At 68.2% G+C, this 12,736-nt stretch carries 11 protein-coding genes; 8 read left to right on the plus strand and 3 right to left on the minus strand.

Annotated elements, in window-relative coordinates; genetic code table 11:
• The first annotated feature begins 17 nt into the window (after nucleotides 1-17).
• From phoR to RND78_RS07915, 6 genes are all read left to right on the plus strand, one after another.
• Nucleotides 18-1,331: a phosphate regulon sensor histidine kinase PhoR gene (gene phoR / locus RND78_RS07890; RefSeq protein ID WP_312727505.1), complete on the plus strand. Its 1,314-nt coding sequence runs from the start codon at nucleotides 18-20 to the stop codon at nucleotides 1,329-1,331.
• A 55-nt stretch (nucleotides 1,332-1,386) separates the two neighbouring features.
• On the plus strand, nucleotides 1,387-3,135 hold the full coding sequence (locus RND78_RS07895) for an ATP-binding protein (protein WP_312727506.1): 1,749 nt from the start codon (nucleotides 1,387-1,389) through the stop codon (nucleotides 3,133-3,135).
• 107 nt (nucleotides 3,136-3,242) lie between these two features.
• A complete protein-coding gene (locus tag RND78_RS07900) occupies nucleotides 3,243-4,571 on the plus strand; it encodes a sigma-54 dependent transcriptional regulator (protein ID WP_312727508.1) in 1,329 nt (442 codons plus the stop codon).
• A gap of 169 nt (nucleotides 4,572-4,740) precedes the next feature.
• Nucleotides 4,741-6,048: an MFS transporter gene (locus tag RND78_RS07905; protein WP_312727509.1), complete on the plus strand. Its 1,308-nt coding sequence runs from the start codon at nucleotides 4,741-4,743 to the stop codon at nucleotides 6,046-6,048.
• Nucleotides 6,049-6,224: 176 nt separating this feature from the next.
• Nucleotides 6,225-6,533 (plus strand): hypothetical protein, encoded by a 309-nt coding sequence (locus RND78_RS07910; protein ID WP_312727511.1) that lies wholly within the window; start codon nucleotides 6,225-6,227, stop codon nucleotides 6,531-6,533.
• A 370-nt stretch (nucleotides 6,534-6,903) separates the two neighbouring features.
• Nucleotides 6,904-7,236: an endonuclease domain-containing protein gene (locus RND78_RS07915; RefSeq protein ID WP_312727512.1), complete on the plus strand. Its 333-nt coding sequence runs from the start codon at nucleotides 6,904-6,906 to the stop codon at nucleotides 7,234-7,236.
• On the opposite strand, the gene RND78_RS07920 is transcribed toward RND78_RS07915, so the two are convergent.
• Nucleotides 7,223-9,181, minus strand: coding sequence for a DNA topoisomerase III (locus RND78_RS07920; RefSeq protein WP_312727514.1), 1,959 nt, complete (start codon nucleotides 9,179-9,181; stop codon nucleotides 7,223-7,225). The genes RND78_RS07915 and RND78_RS07920 overlap by 14 nt on opposite strands.
• 244 nt (nucleotides 9,182-9,425) lie before the next feature.
• Here RND78_RS07920 and RND78_RS07925 point away from each other — a divergent pair, with 244 nt between their 5' ends.
• Complete coding sequence (locus RND78_RS07925) at nucleotides 9,426-9,617, plus strand: hypothetical protein (RefSeq protein ID WP_312727515.1); 192 nt, start codon at nucleotides 9,426-9,428, stop codon at nucleotides 9,615-9,617.
• 18 nt (nucleotides 9,618-9,635) lie between these two features.
• Here RND78_RS07925 and RND78_RS07930 read toward each other — a convergent pair whose 3' ends face one another.
• Nucleotides 9,636-10,541: a LysR substrate-binding domain-containing protein gene (locus RND78_RS07930; protein ID WP_312727517.1), complete on the minus strand. Its 906-nt coding sequence runs from the start codon at nucleotides 10,539-10,541 to the stop codon at nucleotides 9,636-9,638.
• A gap of 156 nt (nucleotides 10,542-10,697) precedes the next feature.
• Here RND78_RS07930 and RND78_RS07935 point away from each other — a divergent pair, with 156 nt between their 5' ends.
• A complete protein-coding gene (locus RND78_RS07935) occupies nucleotides 10,698-11,312 on the plus strand; it encodes a glutathione S-transferase (RefSeq protein ID WP_312727519.1) in 615 nt (204 codons plus the stop codon).
• Nucleotides 11,313-11,452: 140 nt separating this feature from the next.
• Here the strand turns inward: RND78_RS07935 and gcvT are convergent, their stop codons facing one another.
• Nucleotides 11,453-12,562 (minus strand): glycine cleavage system aminomethyltransferase GcvT, encoded by a 1,110-nt coding sequence (gene gcvT / locus RND78_RS07940; protein WP_295465897.1) that lies wholly within the window; start codon nucleotides 12,560-12,562, stop codon nucleotides 11,453-11,455.
• Nucleotides 12,563-12,736 lie beyond the last annotated feature (174 nt).

Consider the following 12,736-nt stretch of genomic DNA (forward strand, 5'->3'; position numbering starts at 1 on the left):
CGCAGGCCACCGCCGCCGTGAACATCAACTGGCGCTCCCGCTTGGCCACCCAGCTGTCGATCGTGGTCGGCGGCTGCGCCCTGGCCGGCTGGCCCTTCGGCCATGTCGGCCTAGCGATGGCCCTGGGACTGGCGGTGTACCTCGCCATCACGCTGCGGCACCTGTTGCGCCTGCATGCCTGGCTGGCCAGCGAGGTCACCGGCGAGCCGCCCGAGGCCGAGGGGCTGTGGGGCGATGTGCTGGATCGCCTCTATCGCCGCCAGCGCCACGAATTGCGCCAGCGCGAGGAACTGCTTGCGGTCATCGGTCGCGCCCAGGCCTCCACCGAGGCCCTGCGCGATGCCATCATCCTGGTGGATCGCCATGGCAACCTGGAATGGTGGAACCGCGCCGCGGAAACCCTGCTGGGCCTGCGCCAGCCCCAGGATCTCGGCCAGCCCATCACCAACCTGGTGCGCCATCCGCGCTTCGCCGACTACTTCCTCGGCGGTGACTACGGCGAGCCGCTGGAACTGGCCTCGCCGCTCAACGACGATCAATACCTGCACATCCTGGTCACCCGCTTCGGCGAAGGCGATCGCCTGCTGCTGGTGCGCGACGTGACCCGCGTCCACCAGTTGGAACAGATGCGCAAGGACTTCGTCGCCAACGTCTCCCACGAATTGCGCACCCCGCTGACGGTGATCACCGGCTACCTGGAGACCCTGCTGGACAACGCCGAGCACGCCACCCCGCGCTGGCGGCGGGCGCTGGGGCAGATGCAGCAGCAGGCCGGGCGCATGCAGCACACCATCGACGACCTCTTGCTGCTGGCGCGCCTGGAAGCCACCGACTACCCCGCCGACAATCGTCCGGTGACCCTGGCACCGCTGCTCGGCTCCATCCTGCAGGACGGCCGGGCACTGTCCGGCGCCGTTGGTCACCGTCTGAGCCTGGAGTGCGAGCCGGGCCTGGCGCTCCTGGGCAGCGAGACCGAGTTGCGCAGTTGCTTCTCCAACCTGGTGTTCAACGCGGTCAAGTACAGCCCCGAGGGCGGCGAGGTGCGGGTGCGCGCCTGGCAGGACGCCGAAGGCGCCCACGTCGCCGTGCAGGACAATGGTCCCGGCATCGACGCCCGCCACCTGCCGCGGCTCACCGAGCGCTTCTATCGCCTCGATGCCAGCCGCGCCTCCAGTACCGGCGGCACTGGCCTGGGCCTGGCCATCGTCAAGCACGTGCTGATCCGCCATCGCGGTAGCCTGGACATCCACAGCGTGCCCGGCGAGGGCAGTCGCTTCACCTGCCATTTCCAGCCCGAGCAGATCGCCCGGCGCGCCGCCGCCTCGGCCTGAGTCAGCTCCCCGTGGCCGTGCTATCGTCCGGCCATCCCGGCCACGGTCTCGCCCCATGCCCCCTGCCCTGCGCCTGCTGCCGGTCCTGCTGCTCGCCCTGCTCGGCGGCCTGCTGCTCGGCAGCCAGGCCTGGCACCGCGCCGAACAGGCGACCCTGGCCGAGGCCAGCCTGCTCGGCCAGGAGCAGTTGCGCCTGCACGCCAGCGGCCTGCAGACCCTGATCGACCGCTTTCGCGCCCTACCGGCGGTGCTGGCCCAGGACCCCGAGCTGATCGCCGCCCTCACCACCGCGCCGGACGCCGCCACCACCGAACGCCTGAATCTCAAGCTGGAGCGCCTGAACGCGGCGGCGCAATCCTCGACCCTGGAACTGCTGGATCGCAGCGGCCTCGCCATCGGCGCCAGCAACTGGCGACTGCCCACCAGCTACGTCGGCCACAACTACGGCTTCCGTCCCTATTTCCGCGACACCCTCGCTGGCGGCAGCGGGCGCTTCTATGCCGTCGGGGTCACTACCGGCATTCCTGGCTATTTCCTTTCCCACGCCGTGCTGGATGCCCAGGGGCGCTTTCTCGGTGCGGTGGTGGTCAAGTTGGAGTTTCCCGCCATCGAGGCGCGCTGGGGCGAGCATCCCGAGATCCTGCTGGTGAGCGATGCCCGTGGCGTGGTGTTCGCCGCCAATCGCCCGGCCTGGCGCTATCGCCTGCTGCGCGACCTGTCCCCAGCGGATCGCGCCGAACTGGCCGCTACCCGCCAATACGACCGGCGCCCGCTGCAGCCGCTGCCCCAGGTCGTTCGGCAGGTGCTGGGCGACGGCGGGCAGGTGGCGCGGATCGAAGCACCGGATGGCACCGCCGACTACCTCTGGGACAGCCTGCCGCTGCCCAGCGAAGGCTGGACGCTGCACCTGCTGCGGCCGACCCGGGACCTGCAGGGCGGTGGGCTGGGTGCCGCGTTGGCCGCCGCCTGCGTCTGGCTGCTGTTGGTCTGCGCGGGCCTGCTATGGGCACAAAGGCGACGGCTGCAACGCCTGCGCCAGCGCAGCCGGCTGGAACTGGAACGCCTGGTGGAAGCCCGCACCACCGAATTGCGTACCGCCCAGGATGGCCTGGTGCAGGCCGCCAAGCTGGCTGCCCTGGGGCAGATGTCGGCGGCCCTGGTGCATGAACTCAACCAACCGCTCACCGCCCAGCGCATGCACCTGGCCAGCCTGCGCCTGCTGCTGGACCACGGCCGGCTGGACGAGGCCCGCGCCGCCCTGGAACGCCTCGATGGCCTGCTCACCCGCATGAGCGGCCTGACCGGCCACCTCAAGACCTATGCGCGCAAGACTCCCGCCGGCCTGCGCGAAAGAGTCGACCTGGCGCGGGTGGTGGACCAGGCGCTGGAATTGCTGGAAGCGCGCCGCACCGAAGTGAACGCCGAACTGGTGCTGGAGCTACCGCGACCGGCCTGGCTGCTGGGTGATCCGATCCGCCTGGAGCAGGTGCTGGTGAATCTGCTGCGCAATGCCCTGGACGCCGTGGCCGAACGACCGACGCCGCGGGTCACGGTCAGCCTGAGGCGTGACGGCGACAGCTGGCAGCTGGACGTGGCGGACAATGGCGGCGGCATCGCCGAGGCGCACCTGGAGCAGGTGTTCGACCCTTTCTTCACCACCAAGCCGGTGGGCGAAGGCCTCGGCCTGGGGCTGGCGGTGTCCTCGGCCATCGTCCAGGCCCAGGGCGGCGCCCTCACCGTCGCCAATGGCGGCGAGGGCGCCGTCTTCAGGCTACGGCTGCCCGTCGCACCCGAGTCGGGCTAGCTGCCGGTCAAGCCCTGGCCTGGTCCTGTTGCGCTGGCCGCCGAGGACTCGACCGCTCCACGCTGTTCGGGCAAGGTAGCGGCGCGCAGGCAGCGAGAGGACGCCCCATGCAAGCCCAGGTCTATCTGGTCGACGATGAAGCCAGCATCCGCGAGGCGGTACGCCAGTGGCTGGAGCTGTCCGGGCTGCAGGTGCGGCTGTTCGCCCGCGCCGAGGACTGCCTGGCGGCGGTGACCCCGGACTTCGCCGGGGTGGTGGTCAGCGACGTACGCATGCCGGGCATGGACGGCCTGGCCCTGCTGGAGCGCCTGCAGGCGCTGGATCGCGACCTGCCGGTGATCCTGCTCACCGCCCATGGTGACGTCGCCCTGGCGGTGGCCGCCATGCGCCAGGGCGCCTACGACTTCCTGGAAAAGCCCTTCAGCCCCGAAGCTCTGCTGGGCGGCCTCGGCCGCGCCCTGGAAAAGCGCCGGCTGGTGCTGGAGAACCGCCAGCTGCACCGCCGGGTCGACGGCCAGAGTGCCCTCGCCCGACGCCTGCTGGGCGTCTCCCCCGGCATCGTCCGCCTGCGCCAGCAAATCCTCGACCTGGCGCCGACGCCGGTGAACGTCCTGCTGCGCGGCGAGACCGGCAGCGGCAAGGAACTGGTCGCCCGCTGCCTGCACGACTTCGGCCCCCGCGCCGGCAAGGCCTTCGTCGCCCTCAACTGCGCGGCCATTCCCGAACAGCTGTTCGAGAGCGAGCTGTTCGGCCACGAGAGCGGCGCCTTCACCGGTGCCCAGGGCAAGCGCATCGGCAAGCTGGAATACGCCAATGGCGGCACCCTGTTCCTCGACGAGATCGAGAGCATGCCCCTGGCGCAGCAGGTCAAGCTGCTCAGGGTACTGCAGGAACAGCGCCTGGAACGCCTGGGTTCCAACCAGAGCATCGCCCTGGACCTGCGTATCGTCGCCGCCACCAAGCCGGACCTGCTCGAAGAGGCCCGCGCCGGGCGCTTTCGCGAAGACCTGGCCTACCGCCTCAATGTCGCCGAACTGCACCTGCCGCCGCTGCGCGCCCGGCGTGAAGACATCCCGCTGCTGTTCGATCACTTCCTCGCCGAGGCCGGCGCCCGCCTGGGCCGTCCGGCCGCACCGCCCAGCGCGGCGCGGCTGGCCCAGCTCCTGGGCCACGGCTGGCCGGGCAACGTCCGCGAACTGGCCAACGCCGCCGAGCGCGAAGTGCTCGGCCTGGGCGCCCCCGCTACCACGGTCGCGGGCCACTCCCTCGCCGACCAGTTGGAAGCCTTCGAAGCCCAGTGCCTGCGCGCCGCCCTGGCCCGCCATGGCGGCGAGATCAAGGCGGTGATGGATGAGCTGCAGCTGCCACGCCGCACCCTCAACGAGAAGATGCAGCGCCACGGCCTAGTGCGCGCCGATTTTCTCGACGAGGATTGATCGGCGATAGGCGGAAATCCGCTCATCGCCGCGATCGATCCGGCAGACTTTCGCCTATTACACCCCCAAAAACCTAGCCAGCACAGGCCTTTGCGGCTTGGCACGCCGCCTGCACAAGCCCTTGTCGACGCCTCGAGCGCACTAATAACAACGACAAGAGGACTACCCTGTGGATAGCACCGCTACCCTCGCGACCGGCCTAGCCGCGCCCAAGACCACCTCGCAACGCATCAAGTCCATCTTCAGCGGTTCCGTCGGCAACCTGGTCGAATGGTTCGACTGGTACGTCTACGCCGCCTTCTCCCTGTATTTCGCCAAGGCCTTCTTCCCCCAGGGCGACCAGACCGCCCAGTTGCTCAACGTCGCCGCCATCTTCGCCGTGGGCTTCCTCATGCGCCCCATCGGCGGCTGGCTGATGGGCCTCTACGCCGACAAGGCTGGACGCAAGGCCGCGCTGATGGTCTCGGTGGTCATGATGTGCGCTGGCTCCCTGATCATCGCCCTCACCCCCAGCTACGCCACCATCGGCGTCGCCGCGCCGGTCATGCTGGTACTGGCGCGTCTGCTGCAAGGCCTCTCCGTGGGCGGTGAGTACGGCACCTCCGCCACCTACCTGAGCGAGATGGCCACCAAGGAAAGCCGCGGCTTCTACTCCAGCTTCCAGTACGTGACCCTGATCTCCGGCCAGCTGCTGGCCCTGGCCACCCTCATCGTGCTGCAGCAGACCCTCACCGTCGAGCAGCTGGAAAGCTGGGGCTGGCGCATTCCCTTCGTCATCGGCGCCGCCTGCGCCGTGACCGCCCTCTACCTGCGCCGCGGCATGGAAGAGACCAGTTCCTTCACGAAGGCCGAGAAGCCCAAGGAAAGCCTGATGCGCACCCTGGCGCGGCATCCCAAGGAGCTCTTCACCGTGGTCGGCCTGACCATGGGCGGTACCCTGGCCTTCTACACCTACACCACCTACATGCAGAAGTACCTGGTCAACTCGGTGGGCATGAGCAAGACCGACGCCACCACCATCTCGGCGGCCACCCTGTTCCTCTTCATGCTGCTGCAGCCCCTGGTCGGCGCCCTCTCCGACAAGATCGGCCGCCGTCCGGTGCTGATCGCCTTCGGCGTGCTGGGTACCCTGTTCACCTATCCGATCCTGACCGCCCTGGGCAGCGTCACCTCCTGGTGGGGCGCCTTCTGGCTGATCATGGCGGCGCTGGTGATCGTCAGCTTCTATACCTCGATCAACGCCGTGGTGAAGGCCGAGTTGTTCCCCACCGAGATCCGCGCCCTCGGCGTCGGCCTGCCCTACGCCCTGACCGTCTCCATCTTCGGCGGCACCGCCGAATACGTGGCCCTGTGGTTCAAGAGCATCGGCCTGGAGAGCGGCTACTACTGGTACGTGACCGGCTGCATCGCCTGCTCGATGCTGGTCTACGTCTTCATGAAGGATACCCGCGACCACTCGCGCATCGTCCACGAATAACCGCTCGTCCCGGGGTGCGGGCCTCTCGGTCGCAAGATTCGTCCGTCCGGCCCGCCCCTCTTTGCCTGGGCTTTCCGGCGCGCCATGGTAGCGCCACCGGCAGCCGTCGCATCGGCCGTTCTTCTCGGTCAATGTGGCGAGTTCGCCCCCTCCTCCCAAGCCCCGGTTACACACTCATGGAAATCGACTACGGTCCCAGCTACGCCAAACTGGGTCTCCAGTTCCAATACCAGTGGAGCACCCTGCTGCGGGATGCCCTGAAAAAACACGGCATTACCGACGCCCAGGCCAAGGCCATCTGCGGCGACTTCGCCTTCGACCTCTCCAAGCTCATCGACGAATCCGAGATCCAGGCGGATGGTGTCTCCTACCGCCCGGTGATCGCCTTCACCGAGGACGAGGAAACCCTGCTGGTGCAGTCGGCCGAGTTCGACTACCACGAAGCGGCCTACGCCACTGCCGCTGCCGCGTTCGACAAGAAGTAAGCCGCGCAGGGCTGGCGTGCGCCCTCACCCCAACCCTCTCCCCCGGGGAGAGGGGGCGGTCTGGAGCGGCGGCGGGCTTCTCCGCCAGGGGCAAGCACCGCCAGCGTTTTGAAGTTACTGCGCTAACGGTTGTCGGCCATAGCGTCAGAAGATATTCCAATAGCACCCTCTTCGTTCAGTACCGCTCCCCTGCCGAGCGCTACCTCCACACACAAACGCTCAAAACTGCGTCCCAGGGCTCTCGCCAAACGCAAAACATCCGGCAATACTCAAAAAAATCACCTCTCGCTCCATACCGCCCCCTCTCCCTCCGGGAGAGGGTTGGGGTGAGGGCAAGCCCAAACCCAGAATCTCAAGGGAACGGACTCCCATGCCCCTCATCACCCACGCACGCAGCCTAAGACGCAACCAAACCGATGCCGAGCGAGCCCTTTGGTACCACCTGCGCGGCAACCGTCTACAGGGCCATAAATTCCGCCGCCAGCATCCATACGGCCGCTACATCCTGGACTTCGTCTGCCTGGAAGCGCGTTTGGTGATCGAGCTGGACGGCGGCCAGCATCAAGGCAGCGTCGCCGACCGCGAACGCGATGCCTGGCTGCAAGCCCAAGGCTTCCAGATCCTGCGCTTCTGGAACCACGAGGTCCTGACCCAACCGGATGCCGTACTCGAACGTATCTTCGGCGCCCTCAGCCCGGCTTGACCTTCGGCTTGCGCACCCGCGTCGGGGCGCCGCCAGACTTGGTCTTCGCCTTACCCCCACCCGCCCGCCGCTTCTTCTTCCAGGGCGCGCCCTTGCCCGCCGGTGGTGGGCCGCTGATGGTCAGGGTCAGGCCCAGGCAGCGCTCCACCTGCTTGCCCATCCAGGTCGATTGCTTGGCGACGAACTCGGCCAGGCTCAGCTCGCCCTCCTGCACCCGATCCAGCGCCTGCTCCCAGAGCGCCGTGGTGCCCGGATCGGCGATGGCGCGGGGCACTGCATCGATCAGACCGAAGGCCGCGGGCGTCGCCGCCAGCGCCTTGCCCTGCTTGACCAGGTAGCCGCGATCCAGCAGGCCCTGGATGATGCTGGCGCGGGTCGCCTCGGTGCCGATGCCGGTGGTGTCCTTGAGCTTCTGCTTGAGCGCCGGGTCTTCCACCAGCTTGGCGACGTTCTTCATCGCCTTGATCAGATCGCCCTCAGTGAAGGGCTTGGGCGGCTGGGTCAACTGATCCTTGCAGCGCACCTCGACCACCGGATAGTGCTCGCCCTCGCGCAAGGCGGGCAGCGCCTGGGGGGGCGGCGCCTCGCGGCCCCTGGGCGGGGTCAGGGCTTCGGGCAGGGCGCGGCGCCAGCCCTGCTCCACCAGGCGCTTGCCGGTGGCCCGCAGGCGTTCGCCGCCCGCCTCGAAGTCGGCCTGGGTACGGTCGAATTCGTGCTGCGGCAGGAACTGCGCCAGGTAGCGGGCGCGGATCAGGCCGTAGACGTTGCGCTCCTGGGGACTCAGCCGGCCCAGGTCGCGGGTCACCAGGGTCGGGATGATACCGTGGTGGGCGCTGACCTTGGCGTCGTTCCAGGCCCGCGAGCGGCGACTGGCATCCAGGTGCTCGCGCAGCGGCGCCAGACTGCTGTCGGCGCCCAGCAGGGCCGCCAGCAGCGCCGGTGCCTCGGCATGCTGGGACAGCGGCAGGTAGCCGCAATCACTGCGCGGGTAGGTAATCAGCTTGTGGGTTTCGTAGAGCGCCTGGGCCACGTCCAGGGTCTGCTGGGCGCCGAGATTGAGGCGCTTGGAGCAGACCTCCTGCAGGGTACCCAGGTCGAAGGGCAAGGGCGCCACCTCGCGAATGCGCTCGGTCTTGAGCTTGACCAGCCGCGCCTGGCCGGCCGCCTCGATGGCCTGGGCCGCCGCCTGGGCCACGTCCGGCTTGAGACAGCGCCCCTGGTCGTCGCAGACGTCCTCCGGCGGCTGCCACTGGGCCTGGAAATGATTGCCCGTGGCGTCCAGCGTCGCCTCCACGGTCCAGAAGGGCACCGGTACGAAGGCGGCGATGGCGCGATCGCGGTCCACCACCAGACGCAGGGTCGGGGTCTGTACCCGCCCGACCGAGAGCACACCCTGGTAGCCCGAGCGGCGCCCCAGCAGGGTGAACAGCCGACTCATGTTCATGCCGATCAGCCAATCGGCCCGCGAACGGCCCAGGGCCGACTGATAGAGCCCATAGGTCTCGGCACCGGGCTTGAGCGCAGCCAGGGCGCGGCGGATGGAGACGTCGTCCAGCGCCGACAGCCATAGCCGGCGGATCGGCCCCCGGTAGCGGCAGTGCTCCACCAGCTCGCGAGCGATCATCTCGCCCTCGCGGTCGGCGTCGGTGGCGATCACCAGTTCGCTGGCCTCGCCGAGCAGACGCTTGACCGCCTTGAACTGGCTGCCGGTGGTCTTCTTGACCTGCAGCTTCCACTGCGCAGGAACGATGGGCAGGTCGTCCAGCGACCAGCGCTTGTAGCGGGCGTCGTAGGCATCCGGCGGCGCCGTCTCCAGCAGATGGCCTATGCACCAGGTGACGGTCACGCCCGGCCCCTGCAGGCAGCCCTCGCCACGCCGGGTGGCGCCGAGGACGCGGGCGATGTCCTTGGCCTGGGAAGGTTTTTCGCAGAGATACAGCTGCATGGTGGGCATCGCGCAACGGGGAATGACGACAGGATGCAAAGCCGCGGCGACCCGCGCAAGAACTAATCTGTATATCCATACAGAAAGCCGCCTTTGCGCAAATTCGCCCAATGGGCCACAGCACCCGTAAGACGTGGATCACAGCCTGGGCGGCGGTTGCCGCGGGCGCGGAATCTTGCCGCTGCTGGGCAGTCCTTGGGCTACGGCACTTTCGCCGTCTTTAGCCGAGCTCTGGGAGGCGTCAATGAATACTGTAGCTATGGACCGCGCCAAGGCCGAGAGCACCGGCGCCGGAAATCTCGTGGATACCGCCAGCAGCCAGGCGCTGCGGGCCGCCATCAGCACCATGCGGCGCACCACCAGCCAGGTGCAGCGGATCAACGATCAACTCTGGGAAGTTTGGCCCGATGGTCGCCGCAAGCTGCTGCTGCGCTGAGACCTCTTACCCGACGCCCTAAACGGGCGCCGGGGTATCCAGTGCAGCCAGATAGGTCGCGACCTCAGCGTGGATCCAGGCCATGAAGCGCTCCTGCTTTTCCGCCGACTCCGCCCGCTCCGGCCAGACCAGCCAGTAGGCGTAGGGATAGGGCGCCACCACCGGGCTGAGCTGGACTAGCCGACCCTCTTCCAGCGCGGTCTGCACCAGGCTGCGTCTTTCCAGTGCCAGAGTCTGCCCGAGGCGCAGCGCCTCCAGCACCAGGTTGGAGTCGTTCACGCTGATGGCGCAACTGGGTGTGGCCTCTCCCATGCCGGCCGCTTCGCCCCAATGCCGCCAGGTTTCCTCGGTGTGCATCAGCGGCTGCGCCAGGGCCTCGTCCAGGGTGCCTGGCAAGCGACCACCGTTGTATTCGGGCGCGGCCACCAGCAGCACGTCGTCCTGGAACAGCCGTTGCGCCGTCAGGCCATCCCACTGCCCCTCGCCCATGCGTACCCCGATGTCCACCATGCCCTGGCGCAGGTCCTGGAAATCCATGCTGGTCTGGATGCGGATACGGTACTCCGGATACCGGGCGCGAAAACGCGGTAGCCGCGGCAACAGCCAGTGGGCAGCGAAGGAAGGGAAGGTGGCGACTACCAGCTCGTTGCGCCGTGGTCGGGCCTGCAGCCGGCGGGTCGCCTCGCCCAGGTCGGCGAGCAACTGGCGTACCTGCTCGGCGTAGACGCGCCCGTCGCCAGTGACCTCGATGCCGCGCCCCTGACGCTCGAACAGCACCATGCCCAGCTGATGCTCCAGCCCCTTCACCTGCTGGCTGACCGCGGCATGAGTCAGGTGTAACTCGCTGGCGGCGCGGGTCACGCTGCCCAGCCGGGCCACGGCCTCGAAGCAGCGCAGGGCATTCAGCGGGGGCACTCGCGACATGTAAGATTTCCTTAACGATCTGGTCAGATTTTCTCGCTGGAAGCAGCTTCCTCGAATCCTTAATGTCTTGTCCAGAGCGGAACCTAGCGCTAAGTACGCTACGAAGGTGACGTTCCACGTGAAACAGGATTCACCCTTTCTGACAGGATGCTCTCAATGCAACTCATCGGCATGCTCGACTCGCCCTATGTACGGCGGGTCGCGATCTCCCTTCGCCTGCTAGCGCTGCCTGTCGAGCTGCGCCAGTTGTCGGTGTTCCGCGATGTCGAGCGCTTTCGCGCCTTCAATCCGGTGATCAAGGCGCCCACCCTGATCTGCCTGGACGGTCAGCGGTTGATGGATTCGTCGCTGATCCTCGACTACGCCCAGCACCTCGCTTGCGGCAGCCGCCAATTGCTGCCCAGCGGTCATGCCGCGCGCGCGACCGCCCTGGGCCGGATCGGCCTGGCGCTGGCACTGTGCGAGAAGGCGGTACAGCTGGTCTACGAGCGTGACCTGCGACCCGAGGAGAAGCGCCACGAGCCCTGGCGGCAGCGGGTGGAGGGGCAACTGCGCGCCGCCTGTGGCGCCCTGGACAAGGCCTGGCTGGGCCCGCGCCCACCGCTGGGCGAAGGGGACATCGGCCAGGACGCCATCGACCTGGCGGTAGCCTGGAGCTTCCTGCACTACGCCCTGCCGGGGCTGATCGACCGGCGTAATTACCCGACGCTGGAAGCCCTCGCCACCGAGGCGGAAGGGTTGTCGGTATTCAGGGATTATCCGCTGGTGTGACGGCGAAAGCATCGCGGCATGGCGGCCCGCCGATGCGACCGCTCCCAAGGAGCACGCCTTGCTCATCTGCCGCGGCCATGGGCCACTCCTACGGGACCCAGTAGGAGCGGCCCATGGCCGCGATGCTCTTGGTCGACTATTTACCCGCGGTAGTACCGCTGCGGCACGAAGGGCGTCTTGGCGACCTTGACCGGGACCTGCTTGCCGCGCACCACGGCGAAGAGCTCGGTATCCAGGGCGGCGAAGGCGCTGTCGACATAACCCATGGCCACCGGCGCGCCCAGGGTCGGGCCGAAGCCGCCGCTGGTGACGCGGCCGATGCTGGCACCGTTGGCATCCACCAGCTCAGCGCCTTCGCGCACCGGTACCCGCTCCTGTACCAGCAGCCCCACGCGCTTGCGGCTCACGCCGTCGCGCTGCTCGGCGAAGATGCGCTCGGCACCGGGGAAGCCACCGGCGCGGCCATTGCCTTCGCGACGCACCTTTGACAGCGCCCAGCCCAAGTTGGCCATCACCGGCGTGGTGCCGGCGTCCATGTCGTGGCCATAGAGGCAGAGTCCGGCTTCCAGGCGCAGGGAGTCACGGGCGCCCAGGCCGATGGCTTCGACCTCGGGCTCGGCCAGCAGGCGGCGGGCCAGGGCTTCGGCGGCGGCGCTGGGTACCGAGATTTCGTAGCCGTCCTCGCCGGTGTAGCCGCTGCGGCTGACGATGCAGGGCTGGTCCAGCAGCTTCACGCGGCGTACCTGCATGAAGGTCATCTCGGCCACTTCCGGCGCCAGGCGCGCCAGTACCGCGGCGGCGGCGGGCCCTTGCAGCGCCAGCAGGGCGCGATCGAATTGCGGCAGCACCTGGCAGCGATCGCCCAGGTGCTTTTCCAGATGAGCGAGGTCGGCTTCCTTGCAGGCGGCGTTGACCACCAGGTAGAGGCAGTCACCCAGGTTGGCGACCATGAGGTCGTCGAGGATGCCGCCATTGTCGTCGGTCAGCAGGGCGTAGCGCTGCATGCCGCTGGGCAGGTCGATGATGTCGACCGGGACCAGGGTCTCCAGGGCTTCGGCGGCGGCGTCGCCTTCGAGCAGCACCTGGCCCATGTGGGAGACGTCGAACAGCCCGGCCTGGGCGCGGGTGTGCTGGTGCTCCTTGAGCACGCCCAGCGGATACTGCACCGGCATCTCGTAGCCGGCGAAGGGCACCATGCGGGCGCCGAGTTCCAGGTGCAGGGCGTGCAGCGAAGTCTTGAGCAGGGACATGGTGGGGCTCCTGTCGGTTGGCGGCTGTCGCGCTCCTGGCAGGAGGAGCGCGACAGCGCTGGGCTGTTGGGTCGCAACTTTGGGTGATTCGGGCCATCCCTCACCCCGGCCCTCTCCCAGGGGGAGAGGGGGAAGAGCGGCTCTGCTCCCCTCTCCCTCCGGGAGAGGGGCCGG

This window comes from Pseudomonas oryzihabitans (genome assembly GCF_032027545.1).
In the GTDB taxonomy this organism is placed as follows: Bacteria; Pseudomonadota; Gammaproteobacteria; order Pseudomonadales; family Pseudomonadaceae; genus Chryseomonas; species Chryseomonas oryzihabitans_F.

Coding starts and splice junctions, on each gene's coding strand:
- RND78_RS07895 (WP_312727506.1), top strand. CDS start 1,387: ATGCCCCCTGCCCTGCGCCTGCTGCCGGTCCTGCTGCTCGCCCTGCTC.
- RND78_RS07900 (WP_312727508.1), top strand. CDS start 3,243: ATGCAAGCCCAGGTCTATCTGGTCGACGATGAAGCCAGCATCCGCGAG.
- RND78_RS07910 (WP_312727511.1), top strand. CDS start 6,225: ATGGAAATCGACTACGGTCCCAGCTACGCCAAACTGGGTCTCCAGTTC.
- RND78_RS07915 (WP_312727512.1), top strand. CDS start 6,904: ATGCCCCTCATCACCCACGCACGCAGCCTAAGACGCAACCAAACCGAT.
- RND78_RS07920 (WP_312727514.1), bottom strand. CDS start 9,181: ATGCAGCTGTATCTCTGCGAAAAACCTTCCCAGGCCAAGGACATCGCC.
- RND78_RS07925 (WP_312727515.1), top strand. CDS start 9,426: ATGAATACTGTAGCTATGGACCGCGCCAAGGCCGAGAGCACCGGCGCC.
- RND78_RS07930 (WP_312727517.1), bottom strand. CDS start 10,541: ATGTCGCGAGTGCCCCCGCTGAATGCCCTGCGCTGCTTCGAGGCCGTG.
- RND78_RS07935 (WP_312727519.1), top strand. CDS start 10,698: ATGCAACTCATCGGCATGCTCGACTCGCCCTATGTACGGCGGGTCGCG.
- gcvT (WP_295465897.1), bottom strand. CDS start 12,562: ATGTCCCTGCTCAAGACTTCGCTGCACGCCCTGCACCTGGAACTCGGC.